The organism is Dongia deserti, assembly GCF_003574735.1.
GTDB classification, from domain to species: Bacteria; Pseudomonadota; Alphaproteobacteria; order Dongiales; family Dongiaceae; genus Dongia_A; species Dongia_A deserti.
This window is the reverse complement of the sequence record NZ_QORW01000001.1, coordinates 116519-133234: the sequence shown is the minus strand read 5'-3', so window position 1 is coordinate 133234 and position 16716 is coordinate 116519. Positions and strand designations below refer to the sequence as shown.

Below are 16716 nucleotides of genomic sequence, written 5' to 3'. Positions count from 1 at the left end.
TCAAATCAGCTCCCGCCGCTTAATGTCGAGATAGCGGTTCAATAGGTCGGTCCCGAAGCGCTCGTGCGGCGCTTCCAGGCACTGCACGCCCAGGCGCCGCAGCCGTTCCAGAACCACCAGCCGGTCACGCCGCATATCCTCGGCCGCAACCGATTCCGCAACGTCGCGGAATGCACGGGGGTGCTGGTCGATCATCGACTCGATCTGCGGATCCTTCAAGGTGACGAACAGCACCAGGTGCCGGTGCGCCAACCGTGCCACATTCTCCACCATCAGCTCCGCCGTCACGGTGTCGACGAACTCGGTCATGATGACGATGAGCGACCGGCGGTTGAGACGGCTCATCAGATCGGTCAGCGCGAGGGTGAAGTTGGTCTCGACCGCGGAATATTCGATCTCCGCCACCTGCCGGCGCAGGCGCGCAAAGGTCTGCACGCCGCCCACCGGCTCCAGGTAGCGATCGACCTGCGCATCGAACGCCATCAGTCCGACGCGATCACCGGCCTTGAGCGAGACATAGGACAACAGCAGCCCGGCGTTGATGGCGTGATCCAGCTTGGGGATTCCAGACAGGGGTTCCTGCATCAGATGGCCGGTATCGAACGCGAGTACGATCTGGTGGTTGCGCTCGGTGCGGAACTCCTTGCTCACCAGCCGGTAGTGGCGCGCCGAGTGCTTCCAGTCGATGGTGCGGCGGTCCAGGCCGGGAATGTAATCGCGCAAGGCGTCGAATTCGGAACCGGTGCCAAGCTCCCGCTGCGCCTTGACGCCCAGCATCGAATCGATCGCCGTGAAGTGCAGGGCGGCGCCGCGGGCGGCGCGGATGGAGGGGAGGATGCGGATCTTGACCCCCATTGGCATGCGATAGCGCCGTTCCACCAAGCCATAGCTGCCGCGCCAGCGCAGCCACAGGGCTTCGATCTCCGCCAGCCCGCGCCGCAACGGGCGCAGCGGCATCTGAAAGCTGACCGGAGTCTCCGGCGACAGCGCCGCGCGGGAGAGCGGTGGCGCATCCACGACCGGTGCGATATCGACCCGCGCTTCCACATCCTGCGGAGGGGTCGGCCAATCGGTCGCCACGGCCACGTCGAGGCTGGCGGGCTCGCCGATGAAGAGGCTGTCGACGGGCCGCACAGAGACCGATAAGCGCCTGGGCGGCAGAGCCCGGGCGCCATCAACCGCCATCAGGGCCAGCACGAACATCAGGTAGCCGAGACCGACGGGCCAGAGCTCCGCATCCAGCGCCGCGATCGCCAGCGACAGCGGGGCCGCGGCTGCGACCAGTACGATTGCGCGGCGGCTGGGCTGTATCATCGGGGAGCCGGCACCTGGTCGATGATCTGTGCGATGACCTGCTCCACGGTCTGCCCTTCGATCTCCGCGCCGGGCGCCAGTACCAGGCGGTGGCGCAGGCAGGGAACAGCCAGGAACTTGACGTCATCGGGGATCACATAATCGCGTCCCTCGATCGCGGCATATGCCCTGGCTGCCGTCGCCAGCATGTTGGCGGCGCGCGGCGAGGCCCCGAACTGCAGGGACGGGTGGTCGCGGGTCGCTCGCACCAGATCGACGACATATGCCACGATCTCCTGAGACACTCGGATGCTGGCCGTCGTCTGCCGGCACGCCACGATGCCGGAGAGATCGACGATGGCGGTGATGCCGAGCTCGTCGAGCCTCGGCATGATGCCGCGATGGCCGTGCCTTGAAACGATGTCAATCTCTTCGCTGCGCTCGGGGTATCCCAGGACGTGCTTGAACAGGAAGCGGTCGAGCTGCGCTTCCGGCAGCGGATAGGTGCCCTGTTGCTCGATCGGGTTCTGGGTCGCGATCACGATGAAGCCGGCGCCCAGGTCATGGGTGCTGTTGTCGATCGTGACCTGCCGCTCCTGCATGGCCTGCAACAAGGCCGCTTGCGTCTTGGGCGGGGTGCGATTGATCTCGTCGGCGAGCAGGACTTCGGTGAAGATCGGCCCTTTCACCAGCTGGAACGTATTGGACTGGAAGTTGAAGAGATTGGTGCCGATCACGTCGCCCGGCATCAGATCGGGCGTGAACTGGATGCGGCCGAAATCCAGCGACATGGCCGCCGCGAAGGCGCGCACGAGCAATGTTTTGGCGGTGCCGGGCACGCCTTCCAGCAGCACGTGCCCTTCGGCAAACAAGCTGACCAGCAGCAGATCCAGCGCTTCGTCCTGTCCGACGATCGCCTTGTGCACCTGTTCCCTCAGCTGCTCAGCGATCGCTTGAACCTTTTGCAAGTCCATACAAAAACTCCTGCTTCCATGCGTGCAAGTCGGCGGCCAGGCGCATGGCCCGTCCGGGCTCGGTTGAACCGGCGCGCGTCGCGGAATCGATGGCGGCGGCGATCGGGTGCAGTTGCGATCGCAGCCGCCGCGCGTTGGCGAGATCGTCGAGCCAGGCGATCTGGCGGCTTTCGCTGAGGCCCCGCGGCCCGTTCAGCCGCGCAACCATGTCGGCGATCTGAGCGCGCAGATAGCGTGTGAGCACCAGCTCAACGGTGCCGCTCCTGCGGCTCGCGTGCCGCAACAGGTCGGCCGTCGTGCGGATCAGCGTGACCTTGCCGGGCTGCAGCGCGCGCTGGCCTGGTTCCGGTCGGCCGAAGCGCATCATGCCGCCCCAGATCGCCAGCAGGATCGCGACCGCGCTGGACAAGGTGACGATGCTGAAAGGCAACTCGAAGGCGGTCTTCAGCAAGTTCGGCCGCTGCTCGAATCCGTGGATGGTCTCGTCGAAGATCACAACGCCGCTGCTGGGCCGCAGCTTCTCGATCATGGAGACAGCCACAATGACGTTGTCTGCTTCATCGATCCCGTGATTGGAAATGAGATCCGGATCCGACAGCACCCATTGCCGGCCGGACCCAAGCCGCACTTCGCCGATCAGAACGCCGCCCTTCAAGGAGACGATCGGCCTCAGGCCGCGTGTATCGATGAGGACCTGTGGATCGGTCAGCTCGATCCGGCCGCCGAACTCCGGCATTTCGATTGTGAACGTGCCCTGGATCCGCTTGATCAGCGCATCAATCTGCGCGTGGTCGAGCACGCGCTCGACGGACTCGATCGAAACGGGATCCATCTTGCGTACCCAGCGGGGCTTCGAGAGATCCCGGCGCCCCTCCCACTTCGGGAGGACGAGCAGACCCCGAGGGACATTGCCGAACCCGCCGAGGAGCGCCTTCGCGATCGCGTTGTCGTCCGGCTCCGCCAGCACGAGGAGGCTGCCGCTGCCGGCCTTTTCGCCGGAGCGAAAGCGGCTGACGATAACCGGCACATCGATGCGGCGCAGCGTTTCCAGGAGTGCCTTGTGGCCGATCGCGGAGCTGGAATAGGTGGTGGCGCCGACCTGGAAGTCCGGATCGTCCGGATCGGCGAACAGCTGTAGATAGAGCATGCCGGCAAAGGCGGCGATCCCGATCGCAATGACCAGCATGAGCGTGCGCGGCGAGAAGAGCTCGCCTGGCCGGCCTTCGCGCGCGTCGCTTGGGCTGCTCATGTCCGGGCCATCCCGCGCTCGCTTCCGATCAGGCGGTACTGATCGAGGCAGGCGCGATAGATCTGTTCGTTGGCGCTCCGGCCACCGAAACGGCTGATCTCGACTGCGCCAACCAGCATCTTCAACGCTTGGCGGTCCGTTGCCGGGAGTTCGGAACGGCGCGCGATCTCCCGGCTGGTCATCGACTTCGCCCAGCTCGTGCCAAGCCGACGGCGCAGCGCTTCGAGCGCGCGCAGCAGCATCAGGTGGACCGCTTCGGCATAAGCGCCGGCCACGGCCAGCCGCTCGATCTCATCCAGGTCCGGCAACCGCTCGTCCACGGCGCGCGCGATCGGCCGGCTGCCGAGCTCAAGCGGCTGGTTCAAGTCCCGCGCGGTAAGGCGCCGGCCCGAAGCATACGTGCGATAGAGGTGGTAGAGCACGATGCAGAGCGCGACAGCGAGGACAGTCAGCAGCAGATAGAGAACGATGTCGCCTGGAATCGGCATACTGAACCGAGCCTCGTCCGGCGGATCACCGGGTTGAGGCGGTTCGTGTTGCAATGTCGGGTCCTTGGCAATGCTCTCCGATTGCTGGCGTACACGCTCCGCCAGGGGCGCATCTCGCTGAATTTCGCCGCCTTCGAGAGCTCGTTCCGCCTGGCTTCGGATCTGCTGGAGGTCCGCTTCATCGGCCAGCGCCGCCGGTGAGGCATGCAGGATCGTCGTGAGGACCATGACACAAAGGCCGGGTCCCCCGGCTGCAACCAATCTTGCCCTGCTGCCCCCAATCACAGACGTCTACATATCCAGCCCATTGGACCCTGGGCCGTGACGCCGCAGGAACCAAACCCTAGCACGGTGCGGGAACACGGCCAAGGGCGGCAGGAGCCGCTTGCAAAGCGGCGCGCGCAGAGCCAAGTCGACGGCGACGCTGATAGGTTGGCCCGACGGTGCGCGTCGAGACCTGGCGCGCTTAATCTTCTTCTGCCGGTGGCGAGAAGGCTGGATCAGCCTGTTGTGCCGCCTCGGGTTGCGGCCCGGTGACGGTGTTCATCATGCTGCCGGTGCTCGGATTGGTGACCGCGAACCCCGTCGGCCTGACGTCTCCTTTGAGCGATGAGAAAGGGCTGCCGGCGCCGGCGGCGAGCTCGGCGCGCCTCAGCTGTGCGGTCAACCGTTCCACGTCCATCACGAGCTCGCGCACCTTGCGCTCGGCTTTCAGGCGCTGTTCCCTCGCTGCTGCGGCATCTGCGCGACTGTCTTCGATTTGTCGCAGCGCGACCGGCAAGGGGGTACCCGCAGCGTTGCTGCTGCAGGCGAGCGCGTGTTCGGGAGTCACGACGCAATCACTGAAATCGATCAGACCGGAGCGCAAGGCGTAATCACGCAGCTTCACCTTGGCTGCCTGTACGACATGGCCGCCGACTGGCACCAGCATGACGCCGCCTGCGAGCAGGAGGCAGAGCAGCAGGCCGGTCTTCGAGATGGAGCGCGGTTTTTCCTTGCGATAAAAGAGCGGGCGTCGGCTTGTCATGACGTGAACCGGGTGTTTCCCCAAACAGGGGATTGTTTGCCGCGGGAATGCTAAGAAGCCCTTAAGCGTGCGGATGATCGGAAAATTCGAGGCGAATGTGACCTGCAGGCACCGTGAGCACGGCGCGCATTTTGCGGGGCGTGTGCTAGTCTCCAGCCCCAGATTTGGGAGTACCGATGCCGCCAGCCAACGCCGCCATTCATTACGTCCCTGCCGGCTACGACACGACCGGCCCGAAGCTCATGGGCCGGATGGCGGCGGGCGAGGGGTTCCTGGACGCCTTTCTGCGCCACGCCGGGGTCGAGCGCTTCTATTGCTATGCCTCGGAGCGCAAGGCGGCGGAACAATTCGCCGGCCTGGCGCGCAGCGTCGGCGCGACGCCGGTCGAGTGGATTCCTTGGGCCAACCCAACCGGCCTGGCCAAGCCCGGCGCGCTCTATATCCCGGATCCCAGCCTGCATGATCATGCCTGGCGCCGGCGCGGGCGCGACCAGCGCGCCTATAGCCTGACCGGTATCACCCATACTACGGCATCCTCAGGCGCGATGGATATGATCGCCGAGTTTGCCGTAGCACCCGTCCAGGAATGGGATGCGCTCATCTGCACCGCGAAGACCGTCCGGACCATGGTCGAAGCCCTGATGGATGAGCAGGCGGCGTATCTGAAGGGCCGCCTGGGGGCGCAGCGAGTCCCCCGCCCTCAATTGCCGATCATTCCCCTCGGCGTCGACTGCGCGCGCTTCGCAATGGACCCCGCCATACGCGCGACGCAGCGGGACGCGCTTGGCATCGGGCCCGACGACGTTGTCTTCCTGTTCGTCGGTCGCCTCAGCTTTCATGCCAAGGCGCATCCCTATCCCATGTATCTGGCCCTGGAGCGCGCGGCCCAGCGCACGGCCAAGCGCCTGCACCTGGTCCAGGCCGGCTGGTTTGCCAATGACTTCATCGAGACTGCCTTCCGCGACGGCGCCAGGGACTTCTGCCCCAGCGTCACCGCACATTTCCTGGATGCGCGCAAGCCCGAGGTGCGTTTCGCGATCTGGCAAGCAGCGGACATCTTCACCTCGCTCTCTGACAATATCCAGGAGACTTTCGGCCTGACGCCGATCGAGGCGATGGCGGCGGGCCTGCCCAGCGTGGTGACCGATTGGGATGGCTATCGCGACACCGTGCAGCATGGCGAGCATGGCATCCGCGTGCCGACGCTGGCACCGCCGCCAGGGCTGGGCGTGGACCTGGCCGATGCCCATGCGATCGGCATCGACACCTATGACCGCTATTGCGGTTATGCCAGCCAGTTCATTGCCGTCGATATCGATGCGACGGCAGAGGCGTATGTCACGCTGATCAACAATCCCGATCTATGCGCCAAGCTCGGAGCAGCGGCGCGCAAGACAGCGCAAGGGACGTTCGATTGGCGCCATGTGATCGCGCGCTATCAGGAACTCTGGGCCGAGCTGGCAGCGCGCCGTGCCGCGGCGACGGAGTTCGCGCCGGCACTGGGCGCGATCCACTGGCCCGCCCGCGCCGATCCCTTCACCTTGTTCGCCGATTACCCGAGCGAGACGTTGTCATTGCAACACCGGCTGGAGCGCGGCGACTTCCCCGGCAATCTCACCACAATTGTCGATCATCATCTGTTCAGCTTCGCCAAGCACCGCCTGCGGCTCGATCTGTGCGAGCATGTGCTGCGCAAGGTGATGGAGCAGAGCGGGACCGATCTGGCTGCCATCGGTGCGGGCCTGAACGACGCGGATCGCGCGCTGCTGCTGCGCAACGCCGCCTTCCTGGCGAAGATCGGCCTGATCCGCGTCAGGCCGCGCGGATCTGCGTCATGAACTGATCGACCTGCCGGCGCAGATCGCCCATCTTCTCGCCCAACGCTTGGGCCGTCGCCTTCAGGCTGTCGGCCACGTCGCCGGATTGCGAGGCGGAGTGCGCAGCGGCGCCGATGTTCTGCGACACGTCCCCGGTCCCGACCGAGGCCGCCTGGACATTGCGGGCGATCTCCTGCGTTGCCGCGCTCTGCTGCACCACCGCCGCGGAAATCGCCGCGACGATCGCGCTGACCTCGTCGACCGTGGCGCCGATCGATCGGATGGCCGAAACCGCACTGCCGGTGGTTTGCTGGATGCCGGCGATCTGCTCGGCGATCTCTTCCGTCGCCTTGCCGGTCTGTGTTGCCAAGTTCTTCACTTCCGATGCGACTACCGCGAATCCCTTGCCGGCATCGCCGGCGCGGGCCGCTTCGATGGTGGCATTGAGCGCCAGCAGGTTGGTTTGACTGGCGATCTCGTTGATCAGCCGCACCACGTCGCCGATTCGCTCCGCGGCCTGGGCGAGGCCCTGGACCGTCGCGTCGGTCGATTTGGCCTCTTCGACCGCACGCTGCGCGATGACGGCCGATTGCTCGATCTGCTTGCCGATCTCCGCGATGGACAGGGACAGTTCTTCGCTGGCGGCCGCCACCGCCTGGACGTTGCCGCTGGCATGGGCGGCGGCATCCGCCGCCGCATTGGCTCGCGATTCCGTTTCGCTGGCCGTGCTCGCCATGGTTTGCGCACTGCTTTCCACGTCGCTGGAGGACTTGGCGACCGTCTCCACCAAGGCTTTCACCTGGGCCTCGAAATCCCTGGCCAGCTGTTCCTGTTGCGTCACCACGTCCAGGCTCATCACGGCATCGATGATTTCGCCGGACCGGTTCTTGACGGGGGACAGGCTGATTCGCAGCGCCTCGGCGCCCACATGCGCGAGGCCAGTAGCCGGCAGTCGCGAGGAATCATCGAGCACCGCCTTCAATTCCGCCGTATCACCGAACAGAACGGCACTGCGCTTGCCGACAGCATCGTTGCCGCCGAACCCGATGGTGGGCGCGAGCTTGTCCAGCAGCGCGCGTGCGGCCGCGTTGACATAGCCGATTCTGTAGCCTGTCATCGGATCGACCGCCGCGACCGGCAGCGGCAGATCCTCGACGATCTGGCCCAGCCTAGCGGCATTGGCGACAGCCTGCTTCAGATCGCTCATGGCTTTGCGCAGGGTGCCAATCTCGTCCTTGCGCGCCGTGTTCGGAATAGCGATGTCGGTATCGCCCTGCGCGAGTCTCGCCAGGGTCTCCGTTGCTCTCCGGATCGGCTTGCCGATGGAGCTGCCGACCATCCAGGCGCCCAGCACGCTGACGGCGAGTACGCTGAGCGAAGCCAGCACGCAATTCCACATCAGGGCGTTGACCGGCGCCATCACCTTGTCCATGGGCGCGACCACTTCGAGCGCCCACGGCGTCGGTGCGCTGCCGATGTGGATCGGCACGTAGACCTTGAACGCCTCGCCGCCCACCCGTGCCGATGATTCGATGGTCGAATAGGTTTTGCCGGCGGCAATCGCACGCTTGACCGCGTCGAGATCGCCGACATCGGCCAATCCCTTCGTCAACAGGGCGGAATCCGGATGCGCGGCGTAGGTGCCGCCGTTTGAGATCAGCGTGCCGAAGCCGGTCTCGAACGGCTTGATCCCGGCAACGATCGTCTGCAACCCGGTCAACTCAAGGTCGACACCCGCAACACCGACGATCTTGTCCTTGTGAAACAGCGGCACGGCCAGCGATGTCATCAGGACGTCGCGGTCGCCGGCGCGGTAGGAGTAGGGCTCGAGCACCGCCTGTTGCCCGGTCTTGAACGGAATCTGGTAGTAGTCGCCGTTGCCCTCGACCGCATAGTCCTTCAGTGGCTCGAGCACAGGCTTGCCATCCTGGCGGAACCAATAGGGGATGAAGCGACCGGTGTCGTCATGCCCCGGCTTGCCGACGAAAGCATCGTCATTGCCGTCGAGCGCCTTCGGTTCCCAACCCGTCCACGTGCCGAACAGGCTTGCATCGGCTTCCAGGGCGCCTTTCACCAGACTCGTGTAGTGCTTGCGGTCGAAATTGCCGGCCGATTTGAGGCCCACCAATGCGCTGCCGATCCCTCGCGCTTCCGTCATGGCGCGCTCGAGCTGGATAGTGATTTGCTGTGCATTGCGTTCCGCCGTCTCGAACACGAACGCCTTGGCGGATTTCTGTGCGTCCTCGACCGCGAACCACAGCACCAAAGCGGTCACGACCGACGCCGTCGTGGCGGAAGCCAGGAACACGGACAGAATGATCTTGGTTTTTAGGCTGAGATTGCCAAGCATGAACGCCCCCGATGAAGGGCGTCATCTTGGATGCCAGTTCTTTCCGGATTCTTAACGATACTGGTCGGACGTGCCGACGCCTAGCTCTTGCGCCAGAGCACCGTCAGCACGTGATAGGTTGCGTTGACGTGCCCCTTCGCATCGACCTGGCGCAGGATGCGCCGCAATGCACCAGGCGAAAGTGGGCGCGCATCGTCGGCCGGCAGGTCGGCGCCGATCCTGCGCAACGATTGAAGGAAATCGAGCGCCGAGGGGTGCTCGTCCCACAGCCTTTGCTCGTGCGCGGTCTCCACGAGGAAGCCCCGCGGCCTTTGCCAGTCCAGCTCCGCCAGCGATGGATAGGCGGGGATCGCCGCATCGAGGCCCAGCATCGCGGCCGCAGCGCGCCATTCCTGGAACGTATCGGAGCCGAGGGTCGTCAGGGCTAGCACGCCGCCCGGCCGCAACAGCGTGCCGAGGGCGGCAAAGGCATGCGCCGGCTTGGCGAACCATTGCGCGGCCAGGCTGCCGCCGACCAGATCGAATTGCGCTGGCGCAGAGGCCGGCAGCTCGGCATCCATCGCGGCGTACGAGAGGCGCGGCGAAGTGCCCAGCCGCTTGCGGCACAATGCCGTCATCGGCGGCGTCAGGTCGGTCGCGATCAGATGGGCATTCGGGAACCGTGATGTCAGCGCGAGCGTCAGATTGCCGGTGCCGCAGCCGAATTCAAGGATCCGCGCCGGCTGCGTCAGCGCCGCAATCTCGCCGGCGAATTGCTCGGCGATCCGTGCCTGGATGCGCGCCGCATGGTCGTAGGTCGGCGCCGCTGCCCCGAAATGCCGCGCAATCTGCTGCTTGCGATCGCTCATGGGCGGATCAGCCTCGCCACTTTCGCCGGATGGGTTTGCGGCAAGGCGTGGCCGCCGGGCAGCCAGTCGATTGCAAGATCCTTGAAAGCCATGCGGGTCATTGCGGGCGCAACGATGGCATCCTCCTCTCCAGCGATCAAGCGCAGGGAGCTTGCGCGGGTCGCGAGATTTTCGCGCGCGTTCCAGGTGGCGAGGTGATCGAGCCCTTCTGCCAGGGCCGCCGTCTGGGGCGTTGCGGCGGGGCCTGGTGCGCCGGCACGTTGCCAGAACTCGGCGAGCACAGCCGCCGGATCGACGGAGAGGCGCCGCTTCATCCGGTCCAGCACGCGCGGTGCGATGGCTGGAGTGTAGTCCTCTGCTTCGAGGAAGCGCGGAAACGCATTGATGCCGATCAGCGGCAGATGGCGCAGCGTCTGTTCCCGCGCCAGCCATAGGAATCCAAGCGAATGGCCGACCAGCAGCGTTACGCCGTCTGGAATAACCGTCTTCGCGGCGCCGAAATAGCCGAGATCGAGCGCCACACTCGGAACCTGCAGCGCATCGCGCAGCGGATCCCAGAAGCCGGCATCGTAGCCCCAGCCGTGGACGAACAGGATCAACGCGGCGGCTCCAAACCAGTGAGTGCATCGCACAGGCGCGCGACATCGGTTTCATGATGCGCGGCGCTCAACGACAGGCGCAAGCGCGCCTCGCCGTCGGGAACCGTTGGTGGACGGATGGCGATGGCGACCAGGCCCTCCTCCTCCAGGCGCGCCTGCGCCGTCAGCGTTGCGTCGTTCCCACCGATCAGCAGCGGCACGATCTGCGTGTCCGATGCACCGGTCGAGAAGTTATGGCGCTTCGCCGCCTGACGGAATCGTTCCGCGTGATCGCGAACCCGCATGCGCTCTCGCTCCATCGTCGGCACCAGATCCAACGCGGCATCGAGCGCGCCGAACACTGACGGCGGCAATGCCGTCGAATAGATGAACCCGGCGCAGCGGTTGATGAGGAAGTCGATCAGCTTCCGCGACCCGGCGACATAGGCGCCGAAGCCGCCCAACGCCTTGCCCACTGTACCCATGACGATGTCGATGCGGCCGGGATGCTCGGCAGTCAGGCCGCGCCCTTGCGGCCCCAAGACACCCGTCGCGTGGGCCTCGTCGACGTAGAGGTGCGCACCGAACTCCTCCGAGAGCGTGATCAGATCGGCAAGCGACGCGCGGTCGCCATCCATGCTGAACACCGATTCCGTCACGATCAGGCGCCGGCCTGGCTTCTCCTTGTCGCGCGTCAGCAATGTGCGCAGATGCTCCAGGTCATTGTGCCGGAAACGTTGTTGGCGCAGCCCCGCCGCTGCGATGCCGTGATGCAGGCTGGCATGGTTGAGGCGGTCGGAATAGATCAGGGTTTCGCCGAGTAGTTCCGCCAAGGCCGGCAGGATGGTGGCATTGGCCTGGAATCCGGCGTTGAACACGAGCGCCGCTTCTGCGTCCTTGAAGGCAGCGAGTTTCTTCTCCACCGCAACATAGGCATCAAAGGTTCCCGTCACCAGCCGCGAAGCGCTGGCGCCGGCGCCGTAGCGCTCCGTCCACTCCCGTGCACGTGCGATCAAGTGCGGATGGCGGCTCAGGCCCAGATAGTCGTTGCCGGAAAAGTCAAGGAGGCGCGTGCCGTCCGCTGTGACGAGATGTACACCCTCGCGCCGATAGGGACGCAGACGACGCAGTCGACCGGCCTCTGCCAGTTCCATCAGGCGCGCTTCCGCCAGTTCATCCAATCGGCTTGGCATGATGCGATCAGGCGGCCGCGCGCTGCTGCGACCAGGCCGAAACGTGGCGCACGATCGCCTGTGTCAACCGCGCGAGCTCGTCGCTCGAAATGACGAAGGGTGGCGCGACATAGACGATGTCGCCGAAGGGGCGGATCCACACGCCATCTTCCAGGAAGCGCGGCCGGAACCACGCTCCTTCGCCGGCGCGGTTCAACTGCACCACGCCGAGCGCGCCGCGCACGCGCACATCGACGACGCCAGTCAGGCGTCGGCAGGGCTCGAGTTCCGCACGCAATTGCGCCTCGATCGCACGCACTTGTTGGAGCCGCGGCTCGCTTTCGAACAGGTCGAGCGAGGCATTAGCCGCCGCGCACGCCATCGCGTTGCCCATGTAGGTCGGGCCATGCATCAGCGCCTTGGACGGATCATCCGATAGGAACGCCGCGAACACATGCTGGCGCGCGATGGTCGCGGCCAGGGGCAGCGTGCCTCCGGTCAGCGCCTTGGAAAGCGTGATGATATCCGGCACGATCTCCGCCTCCCGGCAGGCGAACATCGGGCCAATGCGGCCGAAGCCGGTCATGATCTCGTCCAGGATCAGCAGGCAATCAGCGTCATCGCAGGCTTTGCGCAGGAAGCGCAGCACCTCCGCCTCATGAAACTTCATGCCACCGGCACCCTGCACGAGCGGCTCGATGATCACCGCTGCGACCTCATCGCGACGCGCTTGCAGGAGCTGCGTGAATTCCGACTGCTGCTCTTTTGTGCGCGGCACGTCGGCGATGATCTGCTGCGGCAAATAGCCTTTGAACAGGCCATGCATGCCTTCCTCTGGATCGCACACCGACATGGCGGCGAGCGTGTCGCCGTGATACCCGAAGCGGAACGATACGAACCGATGCCGGCCCGTCTGCCCATGGTTGATCCAGTATTGCACCGCCATCTTCATCGCGATCTCGACCGAGACCGAGCCGGATTCGGAGAAGAACACGTGATCGAGGTCGCCGGGCAGCAGATCGGCCAATCGCTTGGCAAGACGCAAGGTCGGTTCGGTCGCCAGCCCACCCAGCATCACATGCGGCACCGCCTGCACTTGCGTCGCGACGGCCGCACGGATGTGCGGATGGTTATAGCCGTGACAAACCGTCCACCAGGACGACACGCCATCGATCAGCGCGCGCCCATCCGCCAGCTGCAGCCGCGCCCCATCCGCACCGACCACCGCGATAGGCGTCGGCGCCGTCTTCATCTGGGCATAAGGCAGCCAGAGATGCGGGAAACCGCTGGTCAGCCAGTCGGGAGCAGGGGATGCGCGACCTGCAGCGGCCTCAGCCATGCGCGTGGGTTTCGAGCGGCATCGGCTCGATGCCGAGGCGGTCGAACAATTGGCTGTCGTGGTCGCGGCCCGGATTCGGCGTCGTCAACAGCTTCGGGCCGCAGAAAATTGAATTGGCGCCGGCCAGAAAGCAGAGCGCCTGCAATTCGTCGCTCATCTCCTCGCGGCCGGCCGACAGGCGCACCATGCTCTTCGGCATCATGATGCGCGCTACCGCGATCGTGCGCACGAACTCGATCGGATCGAGTGCATTGGTGCCATCGAGTGGCGTGCCATGCACCTGCACCAGCATATTGATCGGCACCGACTCCGGATGGTGCGGCAGGTTGGCGAGGGTCACCAGCATGCCGGCGCGGTCGCGCGCGCTTTCGCCCATGCCGACGATGCCGCCGCAGCACACCTTCATGCCAGCGTCGCGCACATGCGCGAGCGTATCCAGTCGCTCCTGGTAAGTACGGGTGGTGATGATCTCGCCATAGTACTCGGGCGAGGTATCGATATTGTGGTTGTAGTAGTCGAGCCCGGCTTGCTTTAGGCGCTGCGCCTGCGGCTCTGTCAGCATGCCGAGCGTCATGCAGGTCTCGAGCCCCAGTGCCTTTACTCCTTGCACCATATCGCAGATCGCATCGAGATCGCGGTCCTTGGGCTCGCGCCAGGCGGCACCCATGCAATAGCGCGAGGCGCCGGCTTCCTTGGCGCGCTTGGCCTCCGCGATCACCGTCTCCACCTGCATCAGCTTCTGCGCCTCGACGCCCGTGTCATAGCGCGCCGCTTGCGGGCAATAGGCGCAATCCTCTGGGCAGCCGCCGGTCTTGATGGAGAGCAAGGTCGACAATTGCACCTGGTTGGCCGGGAAGTGCGCGCGGTGGACGGTCTGCGCACGGAACATCAGATCGTTGAACGGCAAGGCGAACAGTTGCTCGACCTCGGCCACCGACCAATCGTGGCGGATCTCCGCCGGAAGTGCGGATGCGTCGGCCATCGGATGCTCCCTGTGAGTGCGTTTGGCCGGACGCTATCGGCGGGGTCCCACCCTGTCAAGCAAGCCGGCAATAGTCCTATTTGCGGGGGATCGAGGCGGGTTGACCGGCGCTGTGCGGCAGGTCCCGATCCACGAAACCCCAGCTCGGCGCCGATTTCGTCCAGATGACGCTCTGCGGGCCGCCGACCTCGCGATCATCCAGCGCGCCGACCCGGACCACCATCAGTTCGGGCCGGGCCGATGACTGGCTGAAAAGGTGCGTCCCGCATCTGGGGCAGAATCGCCGGCGCATGATGTTCCCGCTCTCGGCCGTGCTGACATACTCGCCGACTTCGCCTGTCACGTTGAAACCCTCGGTCCTGAAGATCGCGTTGACCGAGGCATTGCCGGTGGCCAGGTACTGGCAGTCCCGGCACCAGCAGGCGCGCACCGCGATCGGCGCATGGTCGAATTCAAATCGCACGGCGCCACAGAAACAGCGGCCGGTGACGGGTTTGCTCATGCAAGCCATCCTCGCTGAAGTCGCGGTTCGAGACATTAGCAAACTTGACAGACGGGTGAAGGTCTAGGATGCAGAGCCATGCGCGCCTTTTTCATCACTGCCACGGGCACCGACATCGGCAAGACCTATCTGGCCTGCAGCCTCATCCGGGCTTGGCGCGCGGAGGGGCTGAAGGTTGGCGCCTTCAAGCCCGTCCTCTCCGGATTCGACCCCGCCAAGGCGGCGGAGAGCGATGCGGGACAGCTGCTGGCGGCCCTGGACCAGCCGATCTCGCCACAGTCCCTTGATGCTATTTCACCCTGGCGCTTCGCAGCGCCGCTGTCGCCGGATGCGGCCGCAGAGAAGGAAGGCAAGCGCGTCGATTACGGGGCGGTGCTCGCTGCCTGCCGCCGCTTCCTGCGCGGCGATCACGATGTGGCGCTGATCGAAGGGGCGGGCGGCGTGATGTCGCCACTCTCCGAAGATCGCACGATGCTGGACTGGATGGCCGATCTCCGTTTGCCCGTGATCCTGGCGACCGGCTCCTATCTCGGAACCATCAGCCATTCGCTGACGGCCCTCAGCGTGCTGGACGCGCGACGGGTTCACGTGCGTCTCGTCGTGATGAGTGAAACCGAGGGCGCCACTGTCCCGCTGGCGGAAAACGCCCTCGCCCTGACCCGGCGATGGGCGGCCGTACCGGTTTATTTCCTGCCGCGCGGAGCCTCGCCTCAAGCCACCGGCATCATCGCGGATACGCTGCTGGCCGGCTGAGCACCTTCGATCATCTGCTGGTTCAAGCGGCACAACGTCCCATCCATCGGCCGCTCTTTCAGGGTCACGATCGGGCAGGCGGCGCGCAGGCGTGCATGCATGTCCTTCACCGGCATCTCATACTCGCTGAGCGGTCCCGCCTGATACTGATAGCTGGAAAGGCCGGCCTGAACGCGCTCGCAAAGCGCCTTGTCCTCGTGGCCGATCTGGGCATTGATCCGGTTGGCGAGGAACTGCATCGCTCGTGCTTCCCGCCGCACATCCGGCCGCACGAACAAAGGCGTGCGAATGACGCAACGCGTCGCGCCCTTGGGCAGGATCTGGAAAATGTCCATGCTGTCGGGGAACACGTCGAAGCCGATATTGACCGGCATGAAGCCGAACAGCCACGTCGTGCGCACGTCTTCCGGCAAGTTGGCAAAGGCGCGAGGCGCCAGGCGCTGATACATGCGTTCCGACCACACATGTGATTCGCGCGCGCGGATCGCGCTCTTCGAAAAAGAGATGCCGTGCCGATTGATCGTGCAGGCAAGCTCATTGTCCATCAGTCGGTTGAGGCCGGGATGGCCGAACGGCACATGGTAGTTGTCGAGGTAGTTGTCGAGCGCGACCTTCCAATTGCACGCCCACTCCTCGGAGATCTGCACGCCGACGGCCGGCACCATTTCCTCGATGCGATAGGGTGCCAGTTCTTGCGCAAGCTCGCCCCACTGCTCCCTGATCGATGGACCGCCGCCCGCGATGCGCACGAAGACGAGGCCGCAGAAAATCTCCAGCTCCAACTCCTTGAGGCCAAGCTGCGACTTGTCGAGGCCGGGGAAGGTCTTCTCCGACGGTACTGCCGCCAGCTTTCCGTCGAACTGATAGGACCAGGCGTGATAGGGGCAGGTGATGCGATGCTTGCAGGTGCCATCGCCGTCCAGCAGGCGCGCACCGCGATGACGGCAGGCGTTCTGGAACGCGCGCAGCACACCGTCCTTGCCGCGCATCACGATGATGCTGTCGCGCCACAGATCGAGCGTCGCGAAATCGCCAGCCTCTCGCACCTGGTTCTGATGGCAGACGAACTGCCAGGAGGGCAGGATCACCCGCTCATATTCCAGCTCCAGCAGTTCTGCATTGAGGTAGGTCCAGGCCGGCAGCGGCTCGGTCTCGTAGATCCGTTCCGGGTGGCGAATGTCGATGAAGCTGTTCATTGTGGGTCCGCCTATGCAGTTGTTATTGTTTATTAATTACGGATATATTGATTGAACGATCATTTAACATAGGTCCCTGCCGAAGGTCAAGACGCGGATCGCCTCTGTCGATTTGCCGCAGCGATTCAAGGCCTTGGAAGGTACGCAG

The 16716-nt window shown here is 64.9% G+C and carries 15 protein-coding genes; 2 read left to right on the top strand and 13 right to left on the bottom strand.

The window, feature by feature from the left end; all coding sequences use genetic code 11:
- The 5 genes from DTX69_RS00665 to DTX69_RS00645 all read right to left on the bottom strand — a co-directional run bounded on the left by DTX69_RS00665 (position 1) and on the right by DTX69_RS00645 (position 5031).
- Entirely contained in the window at positions 1-1314 is a 1314-nt protein-coding gene (locus tag DTX69_RS00665) for a DUF58 domain-containing protein (protein ID WP_119299564.1), read from the bottom strand.
- On the bottom strand, positions 1311-2267 hold the full coding sequence (locus DTX69_RS00660) for an AAA family ATPase (protein WP_119299563.1): 957 nt from the start codon (positions 2265-2267) through the stop codon (positions 1311-1313). Before DTX69_RS00660 ends, DTX69_RS00665 begins: the two co-directional genes overlap by 4 nt.
- The gene (locus DTX69_RS00655; protein WP_119299562.1) at positions 2236-3516 is read right to left on the bottom strand and encodes a hypothetical protein; all 1281 of its coding nucleotides are present in this window, start codon (positions 3514-3516) and stop codon (positions 2236-2238) included. The genes DTX69_RS00660 and DTX69_RS00655 overlap by 32 nt, the downstream gene beginning before the upstream one ends.
- Positions 3513-4232, bottom strand: a complete 720-nt coding sequence (locus DTX69_RS00650) for a DUF4129 domain-containing protein (protein WP_119299561.1) — start codon at positions 4230-4232, stop codon at positions 3513-3515. The genes DTX69_RS00655 and DTX69_RS00650 overlap by 4 nt, the downstream gene beginning before the upstream one ends.
- Positions 4233-4470: 238 nt before the next feature.
- Positions 4471-5031, bottom strand: coding sequence for a hypothetical protein (locus DTX69_RS00645; RefSeq protein WP_119299560.1), 561 nt, complete (start codon positions 5029-5031; stop codon positions 4471-4473).
- A gap of 176 nt (positions 5032-5207) precedes the next feature.
- Between DTX69_RS00645 and DTX69_RS00640 the strand changes: the two genes are divergently transcribed.
- Complete coding sequence (locus tag DTX69_RS00640; RefSeq protein ID WP_119299559.1) at positions 5208-6869, top strand: glycosyltransferase family 4 protein; 1662 nt, start codon at positions 5208-5210, stop codon at positions 6867-6869.
- Here the strand turns inward: DTX69_RS00640 and DTX69_RS00635 are convergent.
- The 7 genes from DTX69_RS00635 to DTX69_RS00610 all read right to left on the bottom strand — a co-directional run bounded on the left by DTX69_RS00635 (position 6844) and on the right by DTX69_RS00610 (position 14619).
- Entirely contained in the window at positions 6844-9198 is a 2355-nt protein-coding gene (locus DTX69_RS00635; protein ID WP_119299558.1) for a methyl-accepting chemotaxis protein, read from the bottom strand. The two genes, DTX69_RS00640 and DTX69_RS00635, sit on opposite strands and share 26 nt — an antisense overlap.
- An 80-nt stretch (positions 9199-9278) precedes the next feature.
- Entirely contained in the window at positions 9279-10046 is a 768-nt protein-coding gene (locus DTX69_RS29910; RefSeq protein WP_162916475.1) for a methyltransferase domain-containing protein, read from the bottom strand.
- Complete coding sequence (locus tag DTX69_RS29905; RefSeq protein WP_162916473.1) at positions 10043-10645, bottom strand: alpha/beta fold hydrolase; 603 nt, start codon at positions 10643-10645, stop codon at positions 10043-10045. Before DTX69_RS29905 ends, DTX69_RS29910 begins: the two co-directional genes overlap by 4 nt.
- Positions 10642-11817, bottom strand: a complete 1176-nt coding sequence (gene bioF / locus DTX69_RS00625; RefSeq protein ID WP_119299556.1) for an 8-amino-7-oxononanoate synthase — start codon at positions 11815-11817, stop codon at positions 10642-10644. The genes DTX69_RS29905 and bioF overlap by 4 nt, the downstream gene beginning before the upstream one ends.
- 7 nt (positions 11818-11824) lie before the next feature.
- On the bottom strand, positions 11825-13135 hold the full coding sequence (locus DTX69_RS00620; protein ID WP_119299555.1) for an adenosylmethionine--8-amino-7-oxononanoate transaminase: 1311 nt from the start codon (positions 13133-13135) through the stop codon (positions 11825-11827).
- A complete protein-coding gene (bioB, locus tag DTX69_RS00615; RefSeq protein ID WP_119299554.1) occupies positions 13128-14117 on the bottom strand; it encodes a biotin synthase BioB in 990 nt (329 codons plus the stop codon). Before bioB ends, DTX69_RS00620 begins: the two co-directional genes overlap by 8 nt.
- 76 nt (positions 14118-14193) lie before the next feature.
- Entirely contained in the window at positions 14194-14619 is a 426-nt protein-coding gene (locus DTX69_RS00610; RefSeq protein WP_119299553.1) for a GFA family protein, read from the bottom strand.
- Between the two features lie 78 nt (positions 14620-14697).
- Between DTX69_RS00610 and bioD the strand changes: the two genes are divergently transcribed.
- Entirely contained in the window at positions 14698-15372 is a 675-nt protein-coding gene (gene bioD, locus DTX69_RS00605; RefSeq protein ID WP_119299552.1) for a dethiobiotin synthase, read from the top strand.
- Here bioD and DTX69_RS00600 read toward each other — a convergent pair.
- Entirely contained in the window at positions 15330-16568 is a 1239-nt protein-coding gene (locus tag DTX69_RS00600; RefSeq protein ID WP_119299551.1) for an aromatic ring-hydroxylating oxygenase subunit alpha, read from the bottom strand. The genes bioD and DTX69_RS00600 overlap by 43 nt on opposite strands.
- Positions 16569-16716: the final 148 nt, after the last annotated feature.

Excerpts from the sequence above, each read along its gene's own strand:
- DTX69_RS00620 (WP_119299555.1), bottom strand. The coding sequence starts at position 13,135 with ATGGCTGAGGCCGCTGCAGGTCGCGCATCCCCTGCTCCCGACTGGCTG.
- bioB (WP_119299554.1), bottom strand. The coding sequence starts at position 14,117 with ATGGCCGACGCATCCGCACTTCCGGCGGAGATCCGCCACGATTGGTCG.
- DTX69_RS00635 (WP_119299558.1), bottom strand. The coding sequence starts at position 9,198 with ATGCTTGGCAATCTCAGCCTAAAAACCAAGATCATTCTGTCCGTGTTC.
- DTX69_RS00610 (WP_119299553.1), bottom strand. The coding sequence starts at position 14,619 with ATGAGCAAACCCGTCACCGGCCGCTGTTTCTGTGGCGCCGTGCGATTT.
- DTX69_RS00660 (WP_119299563.1), bottom strand. The coding sequence starts at position 2,267 with ATGGACTTGCAAAAGGTTCAAGCGATCGCTGAGCAGCTGAGGGAACAG.
- bioD (WP_119299552.1), top strand. The coding sequence starts at position 14,698 with ATGCGCGCCTTTTTCATCACTGCCACGGGCACCGACATCGGCAAGACC.
- DTX69_RS00655 (WP_119299562.1), bottom strand. The coding sequence starts at position 3,516 with ATGAGCAGCCCAAGCGACGCGCGCGAAGGCCGGCCAGGCGAGCTCTTC.
- DTX69_RS00645 (WP_119299560.1), bottom strand. The coding sequence starts at position 5,031 with ATGACAAGCCGACGCCCGCTCTTTTATCGCAAGGAAAAACCGCGCTCC.
- DTX69_RS00600 (WP_119299551.1), bottom strand. The coding sequence starts at position 16,568 with ATGAACAGCTTCATCGACATTCGCCACCCGGAACGGATCTACGAGACC.
- DTX69_RS00650 (WP_119299561.1), bottom strand. The coding sequence starts at position 4,232 with ATGGTCCTCACGACGATCCTGCATGCCTCACCGGCGGCGCTGGCCGAT.
- DTX69_RS00640 (WP_119299559.1), top strand. The coding sequence starts at position 5,208 with ATGCCGCCAGCCAACGCCGCCATTCATTACGTCCCTGCCGGCTACGAC.
- bioF (WP_119299556.1), bottom strand. The coding sequence starts at position 11,817 with ATGCCAAGCCGATTGGATGAACTGGCGGAAGCGCGCCTGATGGAACTG.
- DTX69_RS29910 (WP_162916475.1), bottom strand. The coding sequence starts at position 10,046 with ATGAGCGATCGCAAGCAGCAGATTGCGCGGCATTTCGGGGCAGCGGCG.
- DTX69_RS00665 (WP_119299564.1), bottom strand. The coding sequence starts at position 1,314 with ATGATACAGCCCAGCCGCCGCGCAATCGTACTGGTCGCAGCCGCGGCC.